General features: G+C 72.2%; 22 protein-coding genes, 2 tRNA genes and 1 other RNA gene. 9 read left to right on the top strand and 16 right to left on the bottom strand.

The window, feature by feature from the left end:
- Position 1: 1 nt before the first annotated feature.
- The 3 genes from QMC84_RS11945 to QMC84_RS11935 form a co-directional block, all read right to left on the bottom strand.
- Positions 2–466: a RidA family protein gene (locus QMC84_RS11945; RefSeq protein WP_300375024.1), complete on the bottom strand. Its 465-nt coding sequence runs from the start codon at positions 464–466 to the stop codon at positions 2–4.
- Positions 463–618 carry a hypothetical protein gene (locus QMC84_RS11940; protein ID WP_011753830.1) on the bottom strand — a complete coding sequence of 52 codons (156 nt, stop codon included), beginning with the start codon at positions 616–618 and terminating at the stop codon, positions 463–465. Before QMC84_RS11940 ends, QMC84_RS11945 begins: the two co-directional genes overlap by 4 nt.
- 94 nt (positions 619–712) lie before the next feature.
- Complete coding sequence (locus QMC84_RS11935) at positions 713–1,615, bottom strand: sigma-70 family RNA polymerase sigma factor (RefSeq protein WP_300375020.1); 903 nt, start codon at positions 1,613–1,615, stop codon at positions 713–715.
- Positions 1,616–2,337: 722 nt separating this feature from the next.
- Here QMC84_RS11935 and QMC84_RS11930 point away from each other — a divergent pair.
- Complete coding sequence (locus QMC84_RS11930) at positions 2,338–3,198, top strand: sigma-70 family RNA polymerase sigma factor (RefSeq protein WP_300375018.1); 861 nt, start codon at positions 2,338–2,340, stop codon at positions 3,196–3,198.
- A gap of 82 nt (positions 3,199–3,280) precedes the next feature.
- On the opposite strand, the gene QMC84_RS11925 is transcribed toward QMC84_RS11930, so the two are convergent.
- Together QMC84_RS11925 and QMC84_RS11920 are read right to left on the bottom strand one after the other, a co-directional pair.
- Entirely contained in the window at positions 3,281–3,922 is a 642-nt protein-coding gene (locus tag QMC84_RS11925; RefSeq protein ID WP_300375016.1) for a CoA transferase subunit B, read from the bottom strand.
- Positions 3,922–4,704 carry a CoA transferase subunit A gene (locus tag QMC84_RS11920; protein ID WP_300375014.1) on the bottom strand — a complete coding sequence of 261 codons (783 nt, stop codon included), beginning with the start codon at positions 4,702–4,704 and terminating at the stop codon, positions 3,922–3,924. Before QMC84_RS11920 ends, QMC84_RS11925 begins: the two co-directional genes overlap by 1 nt.
- 162 nt (positions 4,705–4,866) lie before the next feature.
- Here QMC84_RS11920 and QMC84_RS11915 point away from each other — a divergent pair, with 162 nt between their 5' ends.
- On the top strand, positions 4,867–5,883 hold the full coding sequence (locus QMC84_RS11915; RefSeq protein WP_300375012.1) for an ArsA-related P-loop ATPase: 1,017 nt from the start codon (positions 4,867–4,869) through the stop codon (positions 5,881–5,883).
- A complete protein-coding gene (locus QMC84_RS11910) occupies positions 5,880–7,091 on the top strand; it encodes an ArsA-related P-loop ATPase (RefSeq protein WP_300375010.1) in 1,212 nt (403 codons plus the stop codon). The genes QMC84_RS11915 and QMC84_RS11910 overlap by 4 nt, the downstream gene beginning before the upstream one ends.
- Positions 7,092–7,183: 92 nt before the next feature.
- On the opposite strand, the gene QMC84_RS11905 is transcribed toward QMC84_RS11910, so the two are convergent.
- Positions 7,184–7,498, bottom strand: coding sequence for a WhiB family transcriptional regulator (locus tag QMC84_RS11905; protein ID WP_300375141.1), 315 nt, complete (start codon positions 7,496–7,498; stop codon positions 7,184–7,186).
- Positions 7,499–7,692: 194 nt separating this feature from the next.
- On the opposite strand from QMC84_RS11905, the gene QMC84_RS11900 reads away from it, so the two are divergent.
- A complete protein-coding gene (locus QMC84_RS11900) occupies positions 7,693–10,122 on the top strand; it encodes a transglycosylase domain-containing protein (RefSeq protein ID WP_300375008.1) in 2,430 nt (809 codons plus the stop codon).
- Between the two features lie 18 nt (positions 10,123–10,140).
- Here QMC84_RS11900 and QMC84_RS11895 read toward each other — a convergent pair whose 3' ends face one another.
- The gene (locus tag QMC84_RS11895; protein WP_300375007.1) at positions 10,141–10,605 is read right to left on the bottom strand and encodes a GatB/YqeY domain-containing protein; all 465 of its coding nucleotides are present in this window, start codon (positions 10,603–10,605) and stop codon (positions 10,141–10,143) included.
- A 106-nt stretch (positions 10,606–10,711) separates the two neighbouring features.
- On the opposite strand from QMC84_RS11895, the gene QMC84_RS11890 reads away from it, so the two are divergent.
- The 3 genes from QMC84_RS11890 (at position 10,712) to QMC84_RS11880 (ending at position 12,569) form a co-directional block, all read left to right on the top strand.
- Positions 10,712–11,659 (top strand): metallophosphoesterase, encoded by a 948-nt coding sequence (locus tag QMC84_RS11890; RefSeq protein ID WP_300375006.1) that lies wholly within the window; start codon positions 10,712–10,714, stop codon positions 11,657–11,659.
- A 102-nt stretch (positions 11,660–11,761) separates the two neighbouring features.
- Positions 11,762–11,835: transfer RNA gene (locus tag QMC84_RS11885), tRNA-Pro, on the top strand.
- A 92-nt stretch (positions 11,836–11,927) separates the two neighbouring features.
- Complete coding sequence (locus QMC84_RS11880) at positions 11,928–12,569, top strand: hypothetical protein (protein WP_300375005.1); 642 nt, start codon at positions 11,928–11,930, stop codon at positions 12,567–12,569.
- A 53-nt stretch (positions 12,570–12,622) separates the two neighbouring features.
- Here the strand turns inward: QMC84_RS11880 and QMC84_RS11875 are convergent, their stop codons facing one another.
- From QMC84_RS11875 to ffs, 7 genes are all read right to left on the bottom strand, one after another.
- The gene (locus QMC84_RS11875; RefSeq protein WP_300375004.1) at positions 12,623–13,672 is read right to left on the bottom strand and encodes an aspartate-semialdehyde dehydrogenase; all 1,050 of its coding nucleotides are present in this window, start codon (positions 13,670–13,672) and stop codon (positions 12,623–12,625) included.
- Positions 13,669–14,943 carry an aspartate kinase gene (locus QMC84_RS11870; RefSeq protein WP_300375003.1) on the bottom strand — a complete coding sequence of 425 codons (1,275 nt, stop codon included), beginning with the start codon at positions 14,941–14,943 and terminating at the stop codon, positions 13,669–13,671. The genes QMC84_RS11875 and QMC84_RS11870 overlap by 4 nt, the downstream gene beginning before the upstream one ends.
- A gap of 50 nt (positions 14,944–14,993) precedes the next feature.
- Positions 14,994–15,575: a DUF5063 domain-containing protein gene (locus QMC84_RS11865; protein WP_300375002.1), complete on the bottom strand. Its 582-nt coding sequence runs from the start codon at positions 15,573–15,575 to the stop codon at positions 14,994–14,996.
- On the bottom strand, positions 15,568–16,167 hold the full coding sequence (recR, locus tag QMC84_RS11860) for a recombination mediator RecR (protein WP_300375001.1): 600 nt from the start codon (positions 16,165–16,167) through the stop codon (positions 15,568–15,570). The genes QMC84_RS11865 and recR overlap by 8 nt, the downstream gene beginning before the upstream one ends.
- Positions 16,168–16,542: a YbaB/EbfC family nucleoid-associated protein gene (locus QMC84_RS11855; RefSeq protein ID WP_300375000.1), complete on the bottom strand. Its 375-nt coding sequence runs from the start codon at positions 16,540–16,542 to the stop codon at positions 16,168–16,170.
- Positions 16,543–16,587: 45 nt separating this feature from the next.
- Positions 16,588–18,660 carry a DNA polymerase III subunit gamma and tau gene (locus tag QMC84_RS11850; RefSeq protein ID WP_300374999.1) on the bottom strand — a complete coding sequence of 691 codons (2,073 nt, stop codon included), beginning with the start codon at positions 18,658–18,660 and terminating at the stop codon, positions 16,588–16,590.
- A gap of 192 nt (positions 18,661–18,852) precedes the next feature.
- Positions 18,853–18,942, bottom strand: an RNA gene (gene ffs / locus QMC84_RS11845) — signal recognition particle sRNA small type.
- 170 nt (positions 18,943–19,112) lie between these two features.
- On the opposite strand from ffs, the gene QMC84_RS11840 reads away from it, so the two are divergent.
- Both QMC84_RS11840 and QMC84_RS11835 read left to right on the top strand, forming a co-directional pair.
- Positions 19,113–19,201: transfer RNA gene (locus tag QMC84_RS11840), tRNA-Ser, on the top strand.
- Positions 19,202–19,433: 232 nt separating this feature from the next.
- Complete coding sequence (locus QMC84_RS11835) at positions 19,434–20,981, top strand: molybdopterin-dependent oxidoreductase (protein ID WP_300374998.1); 1,548 nt, start codon at positions 19,434–19,436, stop codon at positions 20,979–20,981.
- 60 nt (positions 20,982–21,041) lie between these two features.
- Here the strand turns inward: QMC84_RS11835 and QMC84_RS11830 are convergent, their stop codons facing one another.
- Both QMC84_RS11830 and QMC84_RS11825 read right to left on the bottom strand, forming a co-directional pair.
- Entirely contained in the window at positions 21,042–21,638 is a 597-nt protein-coding gene (locus QMC84_RS11830; protein WP_300374997.1) for a DUF305 domain-containing protein, read from the bottom strand.
- 77 nt (positions 21,639–21,715) lie between these two features.
- Positions 21,716–24,166 carry a heavy metal translocating P-type ATPase gene (locus tag QMC84_RS11825; protein WP_300374996.1) on the bottom strand — a complete coding sequence of 817 codons (2,451 nt, stop codon included), beginning with the start codon at positions 24,164–24,166 and terminating at the stop codon, positions 21,716–21,718.
- Between the last annotated feature and the right edge of the window lie 4 nt (positions 24,167–24,170).

Raw genomic sequence — 24,170 nt, 5'->3', positions numbered from 1 at the left:
CTCACGAGGCCACCCGCACCACGATCTCGACCTCGACGGGCGCGTCCAGGGGCAGGACCGGGACACCGACGGCGGAGCGCGCGTGCACGCCGCTGTCGCCGAAGACCTTGCCGAACAGCTCCGAGGCGCCGTTCGCGACCTGCGGCTGCCCGGTGAAGTCCGGCGTGGAGGCGACGAACGCGACGACCTTGACGACCTGGGCGACGCGGCCGAGGTCGCCGATCATCGACTTCACCGCCGCGATGGCGTTCAGCGCGCACTGCTGCGCGCACAGGGCCGCCTCCTCGGGGCTCACCTCGCCGCCGACCTTCCCGGTCACCATCAGCTCGCCGTCGCGCATCGGCAGCTGGCCGGAGGTGAACACCAGGTCGCCGGACACCACGGCCGGCACGTACGCCGCCACCGGCTTGGCGACCTCGGGCACGGCCAGGCCGAGCTCGGCGAGCCGCTCCTCGGGGGACGTCATGCCAGCGGCCGCTTGAAGAAGCCGACGAGGTTCTCTGGGTTCGGCCCGGGAGCGACCTGCACCAGCTCCCACCCGTCGGCGCCGAAGTTGTCCAGGATCTGCTTGGCCGCGTGCGTCAGGATCGGGGCGGTCAGGTACTCCCACTTGGTCATGTCCGGCACCCTACTCGGGGCGTACGCCGGGTCCGCCCGGGGACGGACGCGACCGGGCTCGGCCCGGTTCCAGGACGCTGATGAGCGGCGGCGTCTACGCGGTGGACTCCAGCCCCCGGTGCGGCCGGCGGGCGGGCATCGAGCGGCGTGCGGCGTACCGTGCGGCGACGGCGCTGGTGTAGGCGAGCCGGCGCCGGGCGGCCACCCCGGCCGGGTTCGGGTGCGGCGTGGCGAGGTGCGGGTCGAAGGCCTCACCGAGGGCGTCGCGCAGCAGCGTGAGCGCCTCGGCCCGGACCTGGGAGACCCGGGACTCGGTGACCCCGAGCTCCGCGGCCAGCTCGGCCATCGGGCGCTCCTCGAGGAAGTAGCCGCGCACCACGACGCGCATCCGCTCGGGGAGCTCCTCGACCGCGTCGGCCAGGTAGCGCACCCGCTCGAGGTGCACGGCCCGCTCCTCCGGACCCGCCTCGCGGACCGGCAGGACCTCGGCCAGCCCCTGCTGGGCGCCGGCGTCGAGGGGCAGCACCGTCCCCCGGGCGGCCTCGGAGTCGACCCGGTTGACCTCGTCCAGGGTCATCCCGAGCGCGGCGGCGACGGTCTCGTCGTCCGGGAACTCGCCGAGCGTCGCGGCCAGGCGGGCCCGCGCCTCCTCGATCTCCCGGGCCCGGCGGCGCACCGAGCGCGAGGCCCAGTCGACCGAGCGCAGCTCATCGACCATCGCCCCACGGATCCGCGGCATGGCGTACCGGGCGAACGGCACCCCCCGCTCGGGGTCGAAGGACCGAGCGGCGGCCACCAGGGCCAGCAGGCCGGCCGAGCGCAGGTCGTTGCGGTCGACGTACGACGGCACCCTCGCGAGCGTCTCGTACACCACGTGCGCCACCAGCGGTACGTGCTCCACGGCCAGCCGGTCCGCGTCGGCGGTCCCGAGTCGACGGGAGGGTCCACGGTCTGACGCGGTGAACCTGTTGGGCTCGTTGACCTCCGGATCGGTCATGGTGCGCTGTTCTCCTGGGGAAGCGATGGCGGCTCACGCCGTTGTCATCTCGGGCTTCGGCGCTCCCAACCACCACCTTGAGGACGGCTAGACCTGTGCCCGCAGATCACCGGAAGCCCCGCGCGCCCACGGCGAAGGAGGCTAGGCGTGGCTCTCGATTCTCGGCCGTCGCGAGCGATGGGCGGCGCGCAGCAGGCCATGGGACTGAGAGCCACGTCCTGGCTTCCGGCGTCGGACCACGGTGGCCAGGATCCGGGCCGGACGTCTCGGCGACGCCGACAGTCCGGCGCCGGCCCGCCTGAGGGTGTGCGTGCCGGTAGCGAGCAGGTCGTCGATCGACGGCCACCGGGTCGACGTCCGCGTGTCGCGCACCGGATCGACCCGCGGACAACAGATGATGGGCGGCGAGCCGACCCGGGTCGCCGCGGACGCGAGCCTGGGGGCGACGGTCAGCCCCAGGCGGGGCAGGAACGGGCCAGTCGGGCACAGGGACAACAGGACGTCGGCCCGCCTCGAAGGTGCAGCCGGCCGGTAGTCCGGCCGGGTCATCGGGCATGGCCCGTCGCGGCGGTCGACGGCAGTGTCGGCATGGCCCACTCGGGGGAGCCCGAGATGGGTCGATCGGCACGCCTCGGAAGACGATGTCGACCGGGTGGGTGGTCTCCGGGACCATTCCCCTTGTTTTCGCGTCATGACCGGTCCGGATATGAGTCACTACTCCCGTGAACTCGGGTCATTCCACTCCCTTGGCGATCGCCGAGCGCGATCAGCTGGCCGTCCAGCACGTGCCGCTGGTGGCGCACCTGGTGCGCGAGACGATGGCGCGGGTGCCGTCCTACATGGACCGCAACGACCTGCACTCCGCCGGCCTGCTCGCCCTCGTCCAGGCGGCTCGTGGGTTCGACCCGGAGCGGGGCGTACCGTTCGCCGGCTATGCCAGCACCCGGATCCGGGGCGCGCTGGTCGACGAGCTCCGCTCGGTCGACTGGGCCTCGCGCTCGGTGCGCCGCCGGGCCCGGGAGATCGAGGCGGCACGCGTCCGTCTGGCCGCCACCCTCGGCGAGTTCCCCGACGACGCGGCGGTCGCCGAGACGCTGGGGATCACCCCCAAGGAGATCGGCCACGCCGACTCGGAGGTCGCTCGCGCGGTGGTGCTCCCCCTCGACGCCGGTCCGAACGCCGGGTTCGTCGAGAGGCTGGTCGGGCGCGATCCGGGGCCCGAGGAGGCGGCCCTGCAGGTCGAGCGCTCGCAGTACCTCGCGGCAGCCGTCGAGGAGCTTCCCGAGCGGCTGCGCCACGTGGTGCGCGGCTACTTCATCGAGCAACGCCCGATGGCCGAGCTGGCCGCCGAGCTCGGGGTGAGCGAGTCGCGGATCTCGCAGCTGCGGGCGGAGGCGCTGGTGCTCCTGCGCGACGCCCTCGCCGAGGCCCTCGACCCGCACCTGGTCACGCCGCACTCGAACCCCGACGGCGTTGCCGCCCGGCGCCGGCTCGCCTACACCAGCGCCGTCGCGGCGCGGTATGCCGCTCGTCGTACCCTCCCCGCCACCCGCGCTCGCGAGGGCCTCGGCTCGATCGCCTAGCCCAGCGCTCCGATCGGCGCCGGGTCGACCTCGTCGACGCACAGGCTCTGGAACCTCGTGGGCGGCTGCCGCCCGGCTGCCATCAGGCGACCAGCTCCGGCTCGGTCTTCTCGCGGACCTCGTCGAGGGTGACGTCCGGCGCGAGCTCGACCAACTTGAGGCCGCCCCCCGCTGAGGCTGGGGTGATGTCGAGGACGCACAGGTCGGTGATGATCCGCTGCACCACACGCTTGCCGGTGTAGGGCAGCGAGCACTCGTTCACGATCTTGTAGGAGCCGTCCTTGGCGACGTGCTCCATCAGCACGATCACCCGCTTGGCGCCGTGGACCAGGTCCATCGCGCCGCCCATGCCCTTGACCATCTTCCCCGGGATCATCCAGTTCGCGATGTCCCCGGCCTCCGAGACCTGCATCGCGCCCAGGATCGCGGCGTCGATCTTGCCGCCGCGGATCATCCCGAAGCTGGTCGCGGAGTCGAAGAACGACGCCCCGCGGCGCAGCGTGACCGTCTCCTTGCCCGCGTTGATCAGGTCCGGGTCCTCCTCGCCCTCCCACGGGTAGGCGCCCACCCCGAGGATCCCGTTCTCGGACTGCAGCACCAGCTCCACGTCGTCGCCGACGTAGTTGGGCACCAGCGTCGGCAGCCCGATCCCGAGGTTGACGTACGACCCGTCGTGCAGCTCCGAGGCCGCCCGCGCGGCCATCTCCTCACGCGACCAGGCCATCACGCACGCTCCTCTCGCGGACGCACGGTCCGCTTCTCGATCCGCTTGTCAGCGGCCTGCTCCGGGCTCAGCGCCACCACCCGCTGCACGAACACCCCCGGCGTGTGCACCTGGTTCGGGTCGATCTCGCCCGGCTCGACCAGCTCCTCGACCTCGGCGATCGTGACCCGCCCGCACATCGCCGCCAACGGGTTGAAGTTGCGCGCCGAGTCGCGGAACACCAGGTTGCCGTGCCGGTCGCCCTTCCAGGCCCGCACCAGTCCGAAGTCCGCCACGATCGCGTGCTCGAGCACGAACTCCCGGGGACCCTCCGCGGTCTCGAAGACCTGGGTCTGCTTGGGCGGCGAGGACTTCACGACATTGCCCGCCGCGTCGTAGCGCCACGGCAGCCCACCCTCGGCCACCTGCGTGCCCACCCCGGTTGCGGTGAAGAACGCCGGGATCCCCGAGCCACCCGCACGCATCCGCTCCGCGAGCGTGCCCTGCGGGGTCAGCTCCACCTCCAGCTCACCGGCCAGGAACTGCCGGGCGAACTCCTTGTTCTCCCCGACGTACGACGCCACCACCCGCCGCAGCCGACCGGCGCCGAGCAGCAGGCCCAGACCCCACCCGTCCACGCCGGCATTGTTCGAGACCACCTCCAGATCCCGCGTGCCACCGTCGAGAACCGCCCGGACCAGCACCGACGGGATCCCACACAGCCCGAACCCACCGACCGACAACGTCGACCCGTCCGAGATGTCCGCCACCGCCGCTGCCGCTGACGCCACCACCTTGTCCACGCCAACTCCTCCTCCCCCGGCACCTGCTGTGACCCGGGTCTCGTCGATCCTAGGGCCCGCCCCACGCCACTCAGGGCGTGGCTCTCGATCCCAGGTGGCCTGCCCTGCTGCGCGCCGCTCGCGACGGCCGAGAATTCAGGGCCACGCCCTAGGCTCAGCCCCATGGCCTCGTCCACGAACACGCCCGACTGGTCGCGCGTGCGCCTGCACGTGGTGACCGGCAAGGGCGGCACCGGCAAGTCCACGGTGGCCGCGGCGCTCGCGCTCGGCCTGGCCTCCCAGGGCCAGCAGGTGCTGCTGTGCGAGGTCGAGGGCCGGCAGGGGATCGCCCGGATGTTCGACGTCGACCCGCTGCCCTACGAGGAGCGCCGGATCGCGACCGGGCTGCACCACGACGGTCGCGCGCCCGGCGTCGTGCACGCGCTGCACATCGACCCGGAGTCCGCGCTGCTGGAGTACCTCGCCATGTACTACAAGCTCGGCCGCGCAGGTCGCGCGCTGGACCGCTTCGGCGTCATCGAGTTCGCGACCACGATCGCCCCGGGCGTCCGCGACGTGCTGCTCACCGGGAAGGTCTTCGAGGCCGTGCAGCGCAACAGCCGCAACCGCAACGCGACCCGGTACGACGCCGTCGTGCTGGACGCCCCGCCGACCGGGCGGATCACCCGGTTCCTCAACGTGAACGAGGAACTGGCCGGGCTGGCGAAGGTCGGGCCGATCAAGGGCCAGGCGGACACCGTGATGACGCTGTTCCGCTCGCCGCGGACGCTGGTCCACCTGGTCACGGTCCTGGAGGAGATGCCCGTGCAGGAGACGGCCGACGGGATCGCCGAGCTGCGCGGGGCCCGGATCCCGGTCGGCGGCGTGATCGTCAACCAGGTGCGGCCCCGGGACATCACCGCCGCCGACCTCGAGGCCGCCGTCGCCGGCCGCCTCGACACCGCGCGGGTCGAGGCCGACCTGGACCGCTCCGGCGTGGCCGGCGGGGCCTCGCTGGTGGCCGGCCTGGTCGCCGAGGTCCGCGACCACGCCGAGCGGCGGGAGCTGGAGGACGCGCAGCGCGCGGTGGTCGACTCGTTCGGACTGCCGACGTTCGAGCTGCCGCGCCTGACCGGGGGCGTCGACCTCGGCGGCCTGTACGAGCTGGCCGCCGACCTGAAGAACCAGGGGCTGGCATGAGCACCGCGCGCAAGACCCGCACCCGGGTGGGCCCGCTGGCCACGGCTCCGAGCCCGGCACCCGCCCTCGACGTCGACGCGCTCCTGGACGACCACGGCACCGGCATCATCGTGTGCTGCGGCTCGGGCGGCGTCGGCAAGACGACCGCGTCGGCGGCGCTGGCGCTGCGCGCGGCCGAACGCGGCCGCCGGGTCGTCGTCCTGACCATCGATCCGGCCCGGCGGCTGGCCCAGTCGATGGGCATCGAGCAGCTCGACAACACGCCCCGGCCGGTCAGCGGCCTACGCACCAACGCCAAGGGCAACCGCAAGGGCGGCAGCCTCGACGCGATGATGCTGGACATGAAGCGCACCTTCGACGAGGTGGTCGAGAGCCAGGCCAACCCGGACAAGGCCCGCCAGATCCTGGACAACCCCTTCTACATCGCTCTGTCGAGCTCGTTCGCCGGCACCCAGGAGTACATGGCGATGGAGAAGCTCGGGCAGATCCACGCCGACGCCCGACGCGACGGTAGCTACGACCTCATCGTCGTCGACACCCCGCCCTCTCGGTCGGCGCTCGACTTCCTCGACGCGCCGGAGCGGCTCTCGAGCTTCCTCGACGGGCGCTTCATCCGGCTGCTGCTGACCCCGGCACGGGGACCGGCGCGGATGATGACCGCCGGGCTCGGGCTGATCACCAACGCGCTCAACCGGATCCTGGGCGCACAGGTGCTGCGCGACATGCAGACCTTCGTCGCCGCGTTCGACACCCTCTTCGGGGGGTTCCGGGTCCGGGCGCAGCAGACGTTCCGGCTGCTCCAGGCCGACGGCACGGCGTTCCTCGTGGTGGCCGCGCCGGAGCCGGACGCGCTGCGCGAGGCGGCGTACTTCGTCGAGCGGCTCAGCGAGGACGACATGCCGCTGGCGGGGCTGATCGTCAACCGGGCGACCCCGGTGCCGCCGGGCTCGCTCTCGGCCGACGAGGCGATGGCCGCCTCGGAGCGGCTGCGCAAGCAGGACCCGGGCTCATTGACCGCCGGGCTGCTGTGCCTGCACGCCGACCAGACCCGGATCGTCGAGCGCGAGGTGCTGCTGCGCGAGCGGTTCGCCGCCGCGCACCCGCAGGTGCCCACGGCGGTGGTGCCGGCGCTCGCCGGCGACGTCCACGACCTCGACGGGCTGCGCCAGGTGGGCGACCTGCTCGCCGGTGGCTCAGGAGTCAGCTGAGCGACTGGGTCTCGACACGCCGGTCGCGACCTCGCACGCTCGGTCGCGCGGCTCGCTCGACCACCACCAGCAGGTCCGCTGGCGCGTCCCTGCTAGACGCCGACGGGCTTGGCGACCGGCTGGATGCCGGCGGCCGGTGCGCCCTGGTCACGGGCCGCCTCGAGCACCGCACGCCACGAGGCGTTCGGACGGCGCCGCAGGAGCGCCCGTCGCTCACGCTCGGTCATGCCCCCCCAGACGCCCCACTCGATCTGGTTGTCGAGCGCCTCGGCGAGGCACTCGGTGCGCACAGGGCAGCCGGCGCACAACTGCTTCGCCTTGTTCTGCTCCGCCCCACGCACGAACAGCCGGTCCGGCTGCGCTTCACGGCACGCGGCCATGGACGCCCAATCCTCAACCCACATGATGATGTCCCCACATCAGTCCGAGATAGGCGGCGTCCCCATGACGTCTACCCGGGATGAATCCCCTCGGTAAAGAAGTTAAGGAACATTTCAGGCGGGGGGCAGACACATCCGACCCAATCCGCATAGTCCAAACTGACTAGTCACCTTGTGCTACGAATGGGTTGGGGTTCGTCTGCTCACGTACCCTGGTCGGCATGCCTGTGCCGCGCGACGAACGCCTGCCAGCCTCCCGGGTCGCCTCCCACGTAGCCGTGATGCTGGCCGTCGCCGCGGTGATGGGCGTCGTGGTCGCCGGTCTCGCCATCCCGTTCGCGGGGGTGCTGGGGGTCGGCGCTCGGCAGGTCTCCGAGGCGATGGACAACCTCCCCGCCGAGCTGCAGACCGACCCGCTGCCGCAGAAGACCCGGCTGGTCGACGCCGACGGTGACGTGATCGCCACGCTGTACGACGAGAACCGGGTCAACGTCTCGCTCGACCAGATCTCGCGGACGATGGTCAAGGCGATCGTCGCGATCGAGGACTACCGCTTCTACGAGCACGGCGCCCTCGACCTCAGGGGCACCCTTCGAGCGCTGATCACCAACCAGGCCAGCAACGGCGTCGTGCAGGGTGGCTCGTCGATCACCCAGCAGATGGTGAAGATGACGCTGCTGACCCAGGCCAAGACCGAGGCGGAGCGCAAGGAGGCCACCGACGACACCTACGCGCGCAAGCTCCGCGAGCTGCGCTACGCGATCGCGTTCGAGCAGAAGTACTCCAAGGACTGGATCCTCGAGCGCTACCTCAACATCGCCTACTTCGGCGACGGCACCTACGGCATCCAGTCCGCCGCGCGGCACTACTTCAACGTCAACGCCCGGAACCTCGACCTGCGCCAGTCCGCGATGCTGGCCGGCCTGGTGAAGAACCCCACCGGCTACGACCCGACCAACTCCCCCGACCGAGCGCTCGAGCGACGCAACGTGGTCCTGGACCGGATGGCCGAGCTCAACGTGATCAGCCGGCAGAAGGCCGACCGCACCAAGGACCAGAAGCTCGGCCTGCACGTCGTCCCGGCCAAGAACGGCTGCCTCTACTCGCGCGCGCCCTTCTTCTGCGACTACGCGACCAACTGGCTGCTCCACGACCCCGAGCTCGGGAAGACGGTCGCCGAGCGCAAGCAGCTGCTCAAGACCGGCGGTCTGACGATCCGGACCACGGTCGACATGCGGGACCAGCAGGCCGCGGACACCGCCGTGCGGGACCACGTCGACAAGGGCGACCAGGCCGTCGGGGCGCTGGCGATGGTCGAGCCCGGGACCGGCGACGTCAAGGCGCTGGCGCAGTCGCGCCCGATGGGCCGCAGCGAGGCGGCCGGCGAGACCTTCCTCAACTACACGGTGCCGACCAAGTACGGCGACTCCGCGGGCTTCCAGGCCGGCTCGACGTTCAAGCCGTTCGTGCTCGCCGCCGCGGTCAACCAGCACATCCCGCTGAGCACGACGTTCAACGCGCCGCCGTCGATGGTCCTGCCACAGGCCGACTTCGCCAACTGCGAGGGCCAGCCCGGCTTCGTCGGCGAGTGGGACGTCTCCAGCTCCACCTCGTCGGGGACGATGGACATCTACCGCGGTACCCGCGAGTCGGTGAACACGTTCTACGCCATGCTCGAGCGGGTCACCGGCGTGTGCGAGCCGTTCAAGATCGCCAAGGCGCTCGGCGTCGATCTCACCGACCCCAAGGGCGACGCCCACGGGTACGGCGCCGAGCGGGTGCCGACGTTCACGCTCGGCATCGCGAACGCCAGCCCGCTGGAGATGGCCGAGGCCTACGCCACGTTCGGCGGCCGGGGCGTGCACTGCGACTCGCGACCGGTGACCGCGATCGAGGACTCGAACGGCAACGTGATCCAGGAGTACCCCTCCCACTGCACCCAGGCGCTCCCCCAGGCGACGGCCGACGCCGTCAACGACGTGCTGCGCGGCGTCCAGGAGCCCGGCGGCTTCGGCTACGACTTCGGCGGCACCGGCCTGAGCGTGCCCTCGGCCGGCAAGACCGGCACCACCCAGGACGGGAAGTCCGTGTGGTTCGTGGGCTACACCCCGCAGATCGCGACCGCCGCGATGATCGCCGGTGCGACCAAGCAGGGCCAGCGGCCGATGGCGCTGGCCGGCCAGGTGATCGGTGGCAACTACATCTCCTCGGTCTCCGGCTCCGGCTTCGCCGGCCCGATGTGGGCCCAGGCCATGCACGTCGTCGACGACAAGCTCGACTACGAGGACTTCGTGGCGCCGTCCGCGACCCAGGTCGAGGGCGTCATGACCACGGTCCCGACCACCTCGGGCATGTCGGTCGACCAGGCCGTCAGCACCCTCGAGGCGGCGGGCTTCAACGCGATCGAGGGCGGTACGGCCGCGTCGGCCAACCCGGCCGGGACGGTCGCCTACACCTCACCCGCCGGTGGCTCGTCCGCCCCCGAGGGCTCGGTGGTCATCGTCTACGAGTCCACCGGCGTCCCGCCGCCTCCGCCTCCCGGCGCTGGCGGTGGCGGTGGCGGTGGCGGCGGCAACGGCGGCGGCGGCGGTGGCGGCGGCGGTGGCGGCAACGGGCACGGTGGCGGCAACGGCAACGGGCACGGCCGCTGAGCGGGGCCGAGCCCGGCGTCAGGAGGCGCCGAGCTGGCGGCGTACCTCCGCGGCGACGGCACCGCCGTCGGCCCGGCCCTTGACCTGAGGCTGGATCATGCCCATGACCTTGCCCATCGCGCGCATGCCCTCGGCGGCCGCGCCGGTCTGGGCGATCGCGGACGTCACCAGGTCGGCGATCTCCTGCTCGTCGAGCTGGGCCGGCAGGTAGTCGGCGATCACGGCCGCCTCGGCGGTCTCCTTCGCCGCCATCTCGGCACGGCCGCCCTCGCCGAACGCGGTCGCGGCCTCGCGCCGCTTCTTCGCCTCGGTGGACAGCACGCCGATGATGTCGTCGTCGGAGAGCTCGCGGTGCTCCTTGCCGGCCACCTCCGCGTTGGTGATCGCGGTCAGCACCATCCGCAGGGTCGAGGACCGCACCTCGTCGCGGGCCTTCATCGAGGCGGTGAGGTCGGCGCGCAGGCGGTCCTTGAGCGCACTCATGCGCGCACTCCCGACGCTTCGTGCGCGCACGAGGCACAGGTCGCGCTGTGTGGGACGAGACGCTTGCTCCACTCGCTCATGATCGTCATTGTGGCAGCCTTGCGCCGTGAGCTCCCTGCCCGCCGTACGTCGCGTCGCCCTGCGCACGACCGCCACCGGGGCGGTGGCCGGGGTAGTGGGCGCAGCGGCGCTCACGGCGTACGCGCTCGCCGAGGCCCGCGCCTACACACTGCGCCGGGTCACGGTGCCCCTGCTGCCCGCGGGCAGCCGGGACCTGCGGGTCCTGCACCTGAGCGACATCCACATGACACCCGGCCAGACCCGGAAGCAGCAGTGGCTGCGGCAGCTGGCCGGCCTGGACCCGGACCTGGTCGTGAACACCGGGGACAACCTGTCCCACCGCGGGTCGGTGCCGGTCGTGCTCGACGCGCTCGGACCGCTGGTGTCCGCGCCGGGGGTGTTCGTGTTCGGCTCCAACGACTACTTCTCGCCGACGCTGCGCAACCCGCTGCGCTACCTGCTGCCCGACGACGGCACCCGGCACACCGACAGTGCCCAGCTGCCGTGGCGCGACCTGGGGCAGCAGCTGACCGCCCGCGGCTGGGTGGACCTCACGAACACGCGCACCACCGTCGAGGTCCGCGGGCTGCGGATCGCGTTCGCCGGCGTCGACGACCCGCACCTGGGCTACGACCGCCTCGACCTGGTCGCCGGTCCGGCCGACCCGGATGCCGACCTGCGCCTGGGCGTCGCGCACGCGCCGTACCTGCGCGTCCTGGACCGGTTCGCCGCTGACGGGTACGACGCGATCCTCGCGGGGCACACCCACGGCGGCCAGGTCTGCGTGCCCGGTGTCGGTGCGCTGACCACCAACTGCGACCTCGAGCCCGAGCGGGTCAAGGGCCTGCACCGCCACCCGGCCTCGTCCGCTCCCGGCGATCCCGGCTCGGCGTGGCTGCACGTCTCGGCCGGGCTCGGCACCAGCCCGTACGCCCGGATCCGGGTCGCCTGCCGGCCCGAGGCCACGCTGCTCACCCTGGTCGCCCGCGACTGACGGCCCGTCGGCGTCCACCGGTGGAGGCCGATTTCGAGGCGCCCGTCACGCTCGGGTATGGTTGCCCCTGCTCGTGGCCCGGACGCCGTCCGGATCCGCGATCGGGCTGTGGCGCAGCTTGGTAGCGCGCCTCGTTCGGGACGAGGAGGCCGCAGGTTCAAATCCTGTCAGCCCGACCGTGTGCCGGCCCGGATCCGCTGTGCGGATCCGGGCCTGCTGCATCTTCGGACCCGTCCGGTCCCGGCCCGGTCGTGGCACACTGCCCGTCATGGCCGATCGGGAGCCCGAGCAGGATGCCGGCAAGGTCCAGCCGTCGCTGGAGCTGCCCGGCCTGGGCTGGCGCCGTCGCCGGCGTGCGGGGCGGACTCCCGACCCGGCGGCGCCTGAGCCGCGGCCCGAGCCGGACCAGACGCAGCCGCTGATCGAGGAGTCCCGCCCGCCCGTCGCGGACGAGCCGGAGCGAGGGCCGGACGTGGAGCCCGAGCCGGTGCCCGAGCCGCGTGCCCCGCGGCAGCGGCGGGTCCGCGGCCCCGGTGGGATGCCGGTCGTGCTGCTCACCGGAGTCGTGGTCGGGCTCGGCATCGTCGGGCTGACCTGGGCGTCGCTGCGGCTGTGCGAGAGCGTCCAGGGCACGTCCTCGTGCGGCAACGCGGGCTACGGGCTGCTGATCGCGATCCTCGTGGTGATGGTGGTCGTCGGCGCGCTGCTGCTGCGGCTGGCGCGGGTTCCCGAGCCCGGCAGCACCAGCTTCCTCGCCGTCGGGCTCACCTCGGTGCTCGCCCTGGTGTTCCTGGTCGACTCGCTGATGGACCGCCCGATGGTCGTCGTCATCCCGCTGATCAGCGCCGCCACGTTCGCGCTCGCCCACTGGGTGACCCGCACCTTCACCGGCCCGGCCCGCGTCGACTGACCCGTCGCACCTGACGCAACTGTCGGCCGTTGCGGGGGCACCGAGCAGATGCGTCAGGTGCGCGCGGCGAGCAGCTCCGCGATCTGGACGGTGTTGAGGGCGGCACCCTTGCGCAGGTTGTCGTTGGAGATGAACAGGGCCAGCCCGCGGTCGCCGTCGACGCCGGGGTCCTGGCGCAGGCGGCCGACGTACGACGGGTCCTTGCCGGCGGCCTGGAGCGGGTTCGGCACGTCGGAGAGCTGCACGCCCGGCGCGTCGGCGAGCAGCTCCGCGGCGCGCTGCGGCGTCATGGTCCGCTCGAACTCGGCGTTGATCGCCAGCGAGTGGCCGGTGAAGACCGGCACCCGCACGCAGATCCCGGAGACCGGCAGGTCGGGGATGCCGAGGATCTTGCGCGACTCGTTGCGCAGCTTCTGCTCCTCGTCGGTCTCGTTCCGGCCGTCGTCGACGATCGAGCCGGCCATCGGCAGCACGTTGTAGGCGATGGTCCGCACGTACTTCTGCGGCTCGGGGAACGCCACCGCCTCGCCGTCGTAGGCGAGCTCGCGTGCCTTGTCGCCCGCCGCGGCGACCTGGCCGGCGAGCTCCTCGACGCCGGCGACGCCGGAGCCGGAGACGGCCTGGTAGGTCGAGGCGATCAGCCGGACCAGCCCGGACTCGTCGTGCAGCGGCTTGAGCACGGGCATCGCGGCCATCGTGGTGCAGTTCGGGTTGGCGATGATGCCCTTGCGGACCTCCGCCAGCGCGCCGGGGTTCACCTCGGCGACCACGAGCGGGACGTCGGGGTCCATCCGGAACGCCGAGGAGTTGTCGATCACGGTCACGCCGGCGGCGGCGAACTTCGGCGCCAGCGCGCGCGAGGTCGACGCGCCCGCGGAGAAGATCGCGACGTCCAGGCCGGTGGGGTCGGCGGTCGAGGCGTCCTCGACCACGACCTCCCGGCCACCGAAGGGCAGCACGGTGCCGGCCGACCGGGCCGAGGCGAAGAAGCGGATCTCCGCGATCGGGAAGTCGCGCTGCTCGAGGATCTGGCGCACGGCGACGCCGACCTGCCCGGTGGCGCCGACGACGCCGATGCGCATCGGCCTCTTCGGGGCGCTCATCGGCCGGTCCCGCCGTACACGACCGCCTCGACCTCTTCCACGTCCAGGTCGAACGCGGTGTGGGTTGCCCGCACCGCCTCGTCGACCTGCGCCTCGTCGACGATCACCGAGATCCGGATCTCCGAGGTGGAGATCATCTCGATGTTCACGCCGGCGGAGGCCAGTGACGCGAAGAACCGCGCGGTGATACCGGGGTGGGAGCGCATCCCGGCGCCGATCAGCGAGACCTTGCCGATCTGGTCGTCGTAGAGCAGCTTGTCGTAGCCGACCTCGTCCTGGATCCGCGCCAGGGCGCCCATCGCGGTCTGCCCGTCCGCCCGCGGCAGCGTGAAGGAGATGTCGGTGAGCGCCGTGGCGGCGGCCGACACGTTCTGGACGACCATGTCGATGTTGACCTCGGTCGCGGCGAGCGCCTCGAAGATGCGCGCCGCCTCGCCCACCTTGTCGGGAACCCCGACGACGGTGATCTTGGCCTCGCTGCGGTCGTGGGCGACGCCGGCGATGATCGCCTGCTCCATCTCTTCGTCTCCTGACTGGCTGTCCGGGATGACCCAGGTGCCCTCCTTCTGGGAGAAGGACGAGCGCACGTGGATCGGCATGTCGTAGCGGCGGGCGTACTCGACGCACCGCAGGTGCAGGATCTTCGCGCCGGAGGCCGCCATCTCCAGCATCTCCTCGGTCGACACCCGAGCGAGCTTGCGGGCCGCCGGCACGATCCGCGGGTCCGCCGTGAAGACGCCGTCGACGTCGCTGTAGATCTCGCACACCTCGGCACCGAGCGCGGCGGCGAGCGCGACCGCGGTCGTGTCCGAGGCTCCCCGGCCGAGCGTGGTGACGTCCTTGGTGTCCTGCGAGACGCCCTGGAAGCCGGCGACGATCGCGATCGCACCGTCCTTGATGGCCTTCTCGATCCGGCCGGGCGTGATGTCGATGATCTTCGCCTTGCCGTGCGCGGAGTCGGTGATCACGCCCGCCTGCGACCCGGTGAACGACTTCGCCTCGTAGCCGAGCGCGGCGATCGCCATCGCGACCAGTGCCATCGAGATCCGCTCGCCGGCGGTCAGCAGCATGTCCAGCTCCCGCGGCGGCGGCAGCGGCGTGACCTGCTCGGCGAGGTCGCGGAGGTTGTCGGTCTCGTCACCCATCGCCGAGACGACCACGACGACGTCGTGGCCGGCCTTGCGGGTGTTGACGATCCGCTGGGCCACCCGCTTGATGCCGGCGGCGTCCGCGACCGACGATCCGCCGTACTTCTGGACGACAATGCCCACGGTTGGTCCCTCTGCTCGAGTGCTGGCTCGGTTGCTTCCAGCGGTCGATTCTACCGAGGGGTGACCTCGCCGCCGTCCAACATCTCATCGGCGAGCGCCAACTGCTCGTCCTCGCCGGTGAACTCGGCGTCCAGGCGGTCGTGCGCGACCACCGAGAGCAGCGCGTTGAGCGCGGCGCCGGCGAGGTTCCCCCAGGAGGCGACGTACGAGAACTGCCACCACCACAGTGCCTCGTCGACGTTGCCGAGCCGGTAGTGGCGCAGCCCGTTCTCGAGGTCGGTGGCGATGCTGGTCAGGTCGTCCGAGAGCTGGCTCTCCACCACGTCGGGCACGTAGGGGTCGAACACGAAGCTGTAGGTGTCGACACTGTCGAGCATCGACGCCAGCCGCAGCCGCATCTCGTCGATGTCGGGCTCGGGCCCCACGTCGGGCTGGTACTCGCCGTCGGGCTTGAAGTCGCGCTGGGCGCCGAGCCGGGCGCCGGCCAGCAGCACCTGGCTGATCTCCAGGAGCAGCAGCGAGATCGCCCGGCCCCCGTCGGCCTCGCGGGCGATGGCCTGCAACGCGATCAGGAAGCTCTCGACCTGGTCGGCGATCTGCTGGGCGAACTCTTCGGTCTCGGTCTCAGTCATCTGCTGATCGCCTTCCTGCGAACGCGCGGCCCAGGGTCACCTCGTCGGCGTACTCCAGATCACCGCCTACGGGCAGTCCACTCGCCAGTCGCGTCACGCGCAACTCCATGGGCTTGAGCATCCGGGTGAGGTAGGTCGCAGTCGCCTCCCCCTCGAGGTTCGGGTCGGTCGCCAGGATCACCTCGGTGATCGTGCCGTCGGCCAGGCGCACCATGAGCTCGCGGATCCGCAGCTGCTCGGGGCCGACGCCGTCGATCGGCGAGATCGCGCCACCGAGCACGTGGTAGCGGCCGCGGAACTCGCGGGTCCGCTCGATGGCGACGACGTCCTTGTACTCCTCGACGACGCACAGCACCGACGGATCGCGGCGCGGGTCGCGGCAGATCCGGCACTGGTCGTCCTGGGAGACGTTGAAGCAGATGCTGCAGAACTTGACCTTCGCCTTCACCTCGATCAGCACGTCGGCGAGGCGGCGTACGTCGGCGGGGTCGGCCTGCAACAGGTGGAACGCGATCCGCTGCGCGCCCTTGGGACCGACGCCCGGCAACCGGCCGAGCTCGTCGATCAGGTCCTGGACGATGCCTTCGTACAACTAGAACCCCAGCTGACCCGGCGTGCCCGAAAGCCCCTCGGCGCCACCGGCCAGCGGGCCGAGGGCCTCGCCGGCGAGGGCGTCGGCCTGGGCCTTGGCGTCGCGGTACGCGGCGACGATCATGTCGCCGAGGTCGGACAGGTCGTCGGGGTCACTGCCGTCGAAGCCGCCGGCCTTGATCTCCACCCCGACCAGCTCACCCACGCCGTTGACCTTGACGGTCACCGCACCGCCGGCCACGGTGCCGTCCACGACGGTCTCCGTGAGGCGCTCCTGGGCGCTCTGCAGCTGCTCCTGCATCTGCTGGGCCTGCTGGAGCAGGGCGTTCATGTCGAACCCCCCGCCACCGAGGGCTTCGAAGGGGTTCTGGCTCATGGGCTCACCTCTGGTCCTGGCTGGGTCATCACTGGCGGTGCGGGCTCACTGGTGCCGGATCTCCTCGATCATCTGCGCCCCGAGCTCGCGCTGGAGCAGCTCGGCGGTGCTCATGCCCTGCTGGTCGGCGTCGAGGTCGTCGGGGTGAGCGTCGGCGTCGGCGGCGGCCCAGTCCGGTCCCTCGGAGCGGGGCTCGTCGCCGCTGCGGGTCTGCTGGATCGCCCCCCGGGCCGCCGCGATCGACTCGGGGTCGCTCGTGCGTCGCGCCTCCGGCGGCGGGACCGCGTCCTCCGGCGGACCGGCGTCCGGCGCGGGCACCGGATCGTCGGCGGGGACGGCGGGCTTGGTGACGACGGGGGCGTCGGCGCGGGCGCCGGGGTCGACGATCGTCTCGATCCGCCAGTCGGCGCCGACCACGTCGACCGCGGCCTGGCGCAGCACCTCGTCGCAGCCGCCGTTGACGAAGGAGTCGCGCGCGCCGGCGTTGGTGAAGCCGAGCGTGAGGGTCTGGCCGTCGACGCCGACCACCTGGCAGTTCTGGGTGAGGTGCATCCAGGCGACCCGCCGGCGCAGCTTGGTCGCGTCGACGATGTCGGGCCAGAGCCGGCGTACGTCGACCAGGGTCAGACCGCCCGCGGCCGCGGCCGGAGCCCCCGCCGGAGCGTCGGCGGGCTGCTGGGTGGGCTGCTGGGTGGGCTGCTGGGTGACGGTGGCCGGGGGCTCGGCGACCGGGTCGGGAGCGGTGTCGGGCGCGGGCGCCGGTGCGGCCGCACCGGTCGCAGGAGTCGCCGGGGTCGCCTCGGGACCGGGCGCGGCCGGCGCCGAGGGGGCGGGCGCGGGCTCGGGTCGTTCGGCCGCCGGGTCGGGAGCCGTGGGCCGCGCCGGGGGCGGGGCCGGTCGGTCCTGGGCCGGCGGGGCGGGCGCGGCCGCGGACGGCGTGGGAACCCCCGTGATCGTCAGCCGCTTCTCGAGCCGGTCGAGCCGGGCCAGTACCCCGTCGGTGTTGTGATCCGCTCCAGGGAGCAGGATCCTGGCGCAGAGCAGCTCGAGGAGCAGCCGGGGCGCGGTCGCGCCGCGCATCTCGGTCAGCCCGGTCGCGGCAATGTCGGCCGCACGGCTCAGCTCGGCCGCGCCGAAGCGGGCGGCCTGGGCGACCAGCCGCTCGCCCTGGTCCTCGGAGACGTCGATCAGGCCGGTCGCGGGCGCGTCGGGGACGGCGGCGACGATCACCAGGTCGCGCAGGCGGCGCAGCAGGTCCTCGGTGAAGCGGCGCGGGTCCTGACCGGTCTCGACGACCTTGTCGACCACACCGAAGACGGCCGCGCCGTCACCGGCCGCGAACGCATCGACGACCTCGTCGAGCAGGGTGTCGGGCGTGTAGCCGAGCAGGCCCGCGGCGAGCTCGTGGGTGACGCCCCCGGGCCCGGCACCGCCGAGCAGCTGGTCGAGGACCGACAGGGTGTCGCGCGCGGAGCCCGCGCCGGCGCGTACCACCAGCGGCAGCGCCGCCGGGTCGATGGCCACGCCCTCCTTCACGCACAGCTCGGAGAGGTACGACGAGAGCAGCCGGGGCGGGATCAGCCGGAAGGGGTAGTGGTGGGTGCGCGAGCGGATCGTCGGGATGACCTTGTCGGGCTCGGTCGTCGCAAAGATGAAGCGCAGGTGCGGCGGCGGCTCCTCGACGAGCTTCAGCAGCGCGTTGAAGCCCTGCGGGCTCACCATGTGGGCCTCGTCGATGATGTAGACCTTGTACTTGCTGCGCACCGGCGCGAAGAACGCCTTCTCGCGCAGGTCGCGCGCGTCGTCGACACCGCCGTGCGAGGCGGCGTCGATCTCGATGACGTCGATCGAGCCCGGGCCGCCGCGGGCCAGGTCGCGGCAGCTGTCGCACTCCCCGCAGGGATCGGCCACCGGCGCCCGGTCGCAGTTCAGCGCTCGGGCGAGGATCCGGGCGGAGGTGGTCTTCCCGCAGCCGCGCGGGCCGGAGAACAGGTAGGCGTGGTTGACCCGGTTGTTGGCCAGCGCCATCCGCAGCGGCTCCGTCACGTGCGCCTGCCCGATGACCTCCGCGAAGGTCTCGGGCCGGTAGCGGCGGTACAGCGCGAGGGGTGACTCCACGCATGAACCCTAACCGCACGCCCCGACACCTGAGCCCGCGAAGGTGTCGATCCGGGCGGGAGATGGAGGAGGGGCGACGCGACCCGTCTCGAGATCCGGCTCCGGCACCCCGTAGCGGCGCAGGTCGACACCGGCCACCCGCCAGCTGTAACGCGTCGGGCGCACCGCCGGAGGGGGAGCGTCCGGGAAGTGAGAGGCCCCCCGCGCACCCGGCAGAGCCCACTTGCCCTTGCTGCCTTCCGGCCCTGGGGGATTGGGTGGGGTGCCGCCACACGGGGGGTTGGCGCCGAGTCTAGGTGAGGGCTCGGGAGCGGGCCAAGACGGGCCCGGCGTACGCCCGGTCGCACCCAGACGGCACCCGCGCCGCACCCCCCGTCGCACGCCTGGGCCGGCCCCGTCGTACCCGCTGGCCGGATTCGCCCCACCGACCCCCGCCCGGTACTCTCCTCGGCGGAGGATTCGCCTAGTGGCCTATGGCGCTCGCTTGGAAAGCGGGTTGGGTTAACAGCCCTCAGGGGTTCGAATCCCCTATCCTCCGCCACCGGACGGCGCCGCTCCTCGAGCGGCGCCGTCCCTCGTCGGCGCCGGCCTCGCTCACCGCACGCTCCAGTAGCACCGCTCGACGTAGGGGACCCTGGCCAGGGCCGCACGAACGCGGTGCAACTCACAGTCCCGCGTGGCCGGCCCGGTCCAGATCGGCGCTGGGCGTCGCTATGGTCGAGGTGCGTCTCGCACCCGCGGCGTACGTGCCGCACCGCCGAACGGAGCGCACGATGATCCTCCCTCTGCCACTGGCCGCCTCGTCCACGGAGCTGGGCTTCCCGTGGTGGCTGCAGGTGACGCACCTGGTCAACTTCTTGTTCCTCGGGCTGCTGGTCCGCTCCGGCTGGGAGATCCTGGCCTCGCACCCGCGGCTCTACTGGCGCAACGACTGCGGACCGGACACCGAGTGGCTGAAGTTCACCAAGGACAAGGTCCCCTCGGAGATCGGCGCGTTCACCGCGCGCGACGACCAGCGGGACCTGCACCCGCTGATCAGCCTGCCGGGCCGGGCCAAGATCGGCATCGGCCGCGCCTGGCACGGGTTGATCACGAGCCTGTGGGTGCTCAACGGCCTGATCTACGTGGTGCTGCTGTTCGGCACCGGCCAGTGGCGACGCCTGATCCCGACCTCCTGGAGCGTGTTCCCCGAGGCCTGGGACTCGCTGAAGATCTACGCCGGCTTCGGGGTCCCCTCCATCGAGCACTTCCAGCCGTACGACGCGCTGCAGCAGCTGATGTACACGTTCGTGGTGTTCGTGCTCGCGCCGCTGATGATCATCACCGGCCCGGTCATGTCGCCGGCCGTCGTGGGGCGCTACCCGTGGTACCCGAAGCTCTTCGGCGGTCGCCAGGCCGCGCGCTCCCTGCACTTCATCGGCATGGCGATCTTCGTCGTGTTCGCGGTCCTGCACGTCGCGCTCGTGCTCGTGGTGCACCGCGAGCACAACCTGGTGCACATGATGATGGGCGAGGAGTACGACGCGGCCCTGGTCGGCCAGGCCGTCACCCGCGTGATCATCGGGGTCGTCGTCGTGGTCGCGCTGTGGATCGCGGCGTCGTACGTCTCGCTGATCGACGTGCGGAGGAGCCAGCGGGTGCTCTACGGCCTGCAGGCACCGGTCAAGAAGCTCGTGCTCAACCCGATGACGTCGCGGCAGCGGACCCGCCAGGTCTTCACCGAGGACGACATCTCGCCGTTCCACTGGGTCAACACCCGCCCACCGGACTTGAGCCAGTCGCCGGAGTGGCTCGCGCTGCGCGACCACGGCTTCCGCGACTTCCGGCTCGAGGTCGGCGGCCTGGTCCGAGAGCCCCGGTCCTTCTCGCTCCCGGAGCTCGAGGAGATCGCGGCGCAGGACCAGATCACCATGCACACCTGCATGCAGGGCTGGACGGGCATCGCGAAGTGGTCGGGCATCCCCCTGCGGGAGGTGCTCGCCCAGGTCGAGCCGCTGGACGACGCGAACTACGTGATGATCGAGTCCTTCGGCACCGCCCAGCACATGCACGACGGGCGCCCGGTCGAGCCGTACTACACGGTGCTCACCAAGGCGATGGCGATGGAGGACGAGACGATCCTCGCCTGGGGCATGAACGGCGGGCCGCTGCCCGAGATGTACGGCGCCCCGCTGCGGCTGCGCACCGAGTCGATGCACGGCTACAAGATGGTCAAGTGGGTCCGCTCGGTGACCTGGATCCACGACTACCGGGAGGTCGGTGACGGCATGGGCGGGACCCGCGAGGACTCCGGCTACCAGGACATGGACGCCCGGATCTGAGCGCCCTCGACCTGAGCCTGCGCAGGTCGAGACGCAGGCGTCCGGTCGATCCCGCCTCCCTCAGGACAGCATCCGCTGCATGGTCTCGATCTCGCGGGCCTGCGCCGACCCGATCTGCTCGGCGAGGGCGACGGCGCCCTCGTGCAGGCCGTCGCGCTGCTCGGCCCGAGCCATGTCGATCGCGCCCTCGTGGTGCTCGATCATCATGGTCAGGAACATCTCCTCGAACTCCGCATCGGTGGCCGCGGCGAGGTCGTCCATCTGCTCCTGCGACATCATCCCCGGCATGTCGGAGTCCATCTCGGCGTGACCGCCGTGCGCGTTGGCGTGGTCGCGCACGGTCTCGGGGACCGGCTGGTCCCAGTCGGTCAGCCATCCGGTCAGGGTCTCGATCTCGGGGCCCTGCGCGGCCCGGATGCCCTCGGCGAGCCGCCCGAGTCTGGGGCCCAGGTCCCGCCCCAGGGTCTGGTCGACCATCGCCAGGGCCTGGGCGTGGTGCTGGACCATGTCGGTCGCGAACGCGACGTCGGCGTCGTTGAACCGCTGGCCGTCGGCGGCGGTGTGGGTGGCCGGCTCGGCGTCGTCCTGGCCGCCGCAGGCGGCGAGTGCGAGCAGTGTCGCCAGCGCGGCGACCAGGGCGTTCAGGGTCTTGGCCATCGGGGAGCCTCTCCGGGAGCGGTCGGGGGTGCGAGGACGGTGCCGGACGGGAGCGCAGGTGCCCGACCCTAGAGACCTCATGCGGTGCGCTCGGAATCGGGGAGGCGCAGGCGCTTGAGGAGCAGCGCGTTCACGGCGACCAGGATGCTGGAGCCGGACATGGTCATGGCGGCGACCTCGGGCCGCAGGGTGAGCCCCAGCGACGGCTCGAACACGCCGGCCGCGATCGGCAGGGCGATCGCGTTGTAGCCGATGGCCCAGCCCAGCGACTGCAGCTCCTTGCGCCGGGTTCCGCGGCCGATGGTCAGCGCGGTCGGGACGTCGAGCGGATCCGACCGCATCAGCACGACGTCCGCCGTCTCGATGGCCACGTCCGTCCCAGCACCGATGGCGATGCCGACGTCGGCGGCGGCCAGGGCGGGGGCGTCGTTGACCCCGTCTCCGACGTGGGCGACCCGACGCCCCTGACGCTGCAGCTCCACGATCTTGGCGGCCTTGTCCTCGGGCAGCACCTCGGCGATGACGTCGTCGATCCCGATCTGGTCGGCGATCCGCCGGGCGGTGGCCTCGTTGTCGCCGGTGAGCATGACGACCCGCACTCCCGCCTCGTGCAGGGCCGCCACGGCGGCCTCCGAGGTCGCACGGACCGCGTCCGCCAGCCCGATGGCGGCCTGGGCCGCGCCGTCCACGGCGACGAGCACCGCAGTGCGCCCGCCACCGGCGATCGTCCCCCGCTGCTCGGCCAGCGCACCCAGGTCGACCCCCTCGCGGTCCATCAGCCTCAGGTTGCCGACGACGACCCGGTGGCCGTCGACCTCCGCGACCGCACCGTGCCCGGCGACGTTCGCGAAGCCGGTGGCCCGGAGCGTCGGTACGCCGACGTGGTCGGCGTGCTCGGCCACGGCCCGGGCCAGCGGGTGCTCCGACTCCCGCTCGACCGCGGCGACCAGCGCCAGCAGACGGTGCTCGTCGACGCCCGCGGCGACGACGACCTCGGTGACCTCGGGCTCGCCCCGGGTCAGGGTGCCGGTCTTGTCCATGACGACGGTGTCGATGCGGGCGGCGGACTCGATCGCGGTGGCGTTCTTGAACAGGATGCCGCGCTTCGCGCCCAGGCCCGATCCGACCATGATCGCGGTCGGGGTCGCCAGCCCGAGGGCGTCGGGGCAGGTGATCACGACGACGGTGATGGCGAACAGCAGGGCCTCGGCGACCGGACGGCCGACGGCCAGCCAGGTCAGGAACGTCGCGCCGCCGGCCACCAGCGCGAGCAGCACCAGCCAGAACGCGGCGCGGTCGGCGAGCTTCTGGCCCGGCGCCTTGGAGTTCTGTGCCTCCTGGACGAGCGCGACGATGTGCGCGAGCGCCGTGTCGGCCCCCACCTTGGTGGCCCGGACCCGCAGCGTGCCGGTGGTGTTGACCGTGGCCCCGACGACCAGGTCGCCGGGTCCCTTCGGGACCGGCATCGACTCACCGGTGACCATCGACTCATCGACCTCGGACTCGCCATCCTCGACCTGGCCGTCGGCGGCGATCTTGCTGCCCGGGCGGACCAGCAGCAGGTCGCCGACGACCACGTCGGCAGTGGGCACCTGGACGACCTCGTCGTCGCGGAGCACCTCGGCCGCCGGCGGGGCGAGGTCGAGCAGGGTCCGGATGGCGTCGTTCGCGCCGCCACGGGCGCGCATCTCGAACCAGTGACCGAGGAGCACGAAGGCGGTGAGCATCGTGGCCGCCTCGTAGAACACCTCGCCGCCGCCCGTGAGCGTCACGCCGAGGGAGTAGAGCCAGCCGGCGCCGACGGCGACCGCGACCAGGACCATCATGTCCAGGGTGCGCGCGCGCAGTGCCCGCCAGGCTCCGTCGAAGAAGATCCAGGCCGAGTAGAGGACGACCGGCAGCGACAGGACCAGGGTGAGGACGTCGTCGCGGACCCCGAACGGCGTCGGCGCGTGGAAGCCGAGCATGTCGCGCCCCATCGGCGAGTACAGCGCGATCGGCACCGACAGGGCGAGCGCGACCACGAAGCGGTTGCGCATGTCGCGGGCCATGTCGGCCATCGACATCCCCGCGTGTCCCCCGTGCTCGTGTCCCCCGTGCTCGTGTCCCCCGTGCTCGTGTCCCCCGTGCTCGTGCCCCCCGTGCTCGTGTCCCCCGTACGCCGTTGCGCCGGGCTCGGTGCCGTGCTCGTCGTGGCGCGCCGCCCGCTCGGTCGGGACCGGCTCGGCCATCGGGTCGCACACGTGCCGCGGGACCGAGCGGCCCGCGCAGTGGTACCCGCACTCGCGCACCCAGTCCCGCAACCCGGCCAGGTCGGTGCGCTGCGGGTCGTAGGTCACCGTCGCGGTCTGCGCCACCGGGTTGGCCTCGACGGAGAGCACCCCGGGCCGGCGGGACAGGACGGCCTCGGCCACGCTCTTGCTGCTCGCCCAGTGGACGCCGGAGACCTCCAGTACCGCCGTGGCGGTGCCGGGACGGCCCGGCGCCCCGTGCTCGTGCGCCTGCTCGTGCTGGACCGGCGTGGCCATCGGA

The organism is Nocardioides sp. (assembly GCF_030019515.1).
GTDB lineage: Bacteria > Actinomycetota > Actinomycetes > Propionibacteriales > Nocardioidaceae > Nocardioides.
The sequence above is the reverse complement of the archived record's forward strand: the minus strand, read 5'-3'. Positions and strand labels throughout refer to the sequence as shown.

What these genes read in the sequence shown, in the direction of transcription:
- QMC84_RS11940 (WP_011753830.1), bottom strand. Translation starts at nt 618, where the DNA reads ATGACCAAGTGGGAGTACCTGACCGCCCCGATCCTGACGCACGCGGCC.
- QMC84_RS11855 (WP_300375000.1), bottom strand. Translation starts at nt 16,542, where the DNA reads ATGAGCCAGAACCCCTTCGAAGCCCTCGGTGGCGGGGGGTTCGACATG.
- QMC84_RS11900 (WP_300375008.1), top strand. Translation starts at nt 7,693, where the DNA reads ATGCCTGTGCCGCGCGACGAACGCCTGCCAGCCTCCCGGGTCGCCTCC.
- QMC84_RS11895 (WP_300375007.1), bottom strand. Translation starts at nt 10,605, where the DNA reads ATGAGTGCGCTCAAGGACCGCCTGCGCGCCGACCTCACCGCCTCGATG.
- QMC84_RS11925 (WP_300375016.1), bottom strand. Translation starts at nt 3,922, where the DNA reads ATGGCCTGGTCGCGTGAGGAGATGGCCGCGCGGGCGGCCTCGGAGCTG.
- QMC84_RS11910 (WP_300375010.1), top strand. Translation starts at nt 5,880, where the DNA reads ATGAGCACCGCGCGCAAGACCCGCACCCGGGTGGGCCCGCTGGCCACG.
- QMC84_RS11830 (WP_300374997.1), bottom strand. Translation starts at nt 21,638, where the DNA reads ATGGCCAAGACCCTGAACGCCCTGGTCGCCGCGCTGGCGACACTGCTC.
- QMC84_RS11835 (WP_300374998.1), top strand. Translation starts at nt 19,434, where the DNA reads ATGATCCTCCCTCTGCCACTGGCCGCCTCGTCCACGGAGCTGGGCTTC.
- QMC84_RS11865 (WP_300375002.1), bottom strand. Translation starts at nt 15,575, where the DNA reads ATGACTGAGACCGAGACCGAAGAGTTCGCCCAGCAGATCGCCGACCAG.
- QMC84_RS11875 (WP_300375004.1), bottom strand. Translation starts at nt 13,672, where the DNA reads ATGAGCGCCCCGAAGAGGCCGATGCGCATCGGCGTCGTCGGCGCCACC.
- QMC84_RS11945 (WP_300375024.1), bottom strand. Translation starts at nt 466, where the DNA reads ATGACGTCCCCCGAGGAGCGGCTCGCCGAGCTCGGCCTGGCCGTGCCC.
- QMC84_RS11880 (WP_300375005.1), top strand. Translation starts at nt 11,928, where the DNA reads ATGGCCGATCGGGAGCCCGAGCAGGATGCCGGCAAGGTCCAGCCGTCG.
- QMC84_RS11915 (WP_300375012.1), top strand. Translation starts at nt 4,867, where the DNA reads ATGGCCTCGTCCACGAACACGCCCGACTGGTCGCGCGTGCGCCTGCAC.
- QMC84_RS11935 (WP_300375020.1), bottom strand. Translation starts at nt 1,615, where the DNA reads ATGACCGATCCGGAGGTCAACGAGCCCAACAGGTTCACCGCGTCAGAC.
- QMC84_RS11825 (WP_300374996.1), bottom strand. Translation starts at nt 24,166, where the DNA reads ATGGCCACGCCGGTCCAGCACGAGCAGGCGCACGAGCACGGGGCGCCG.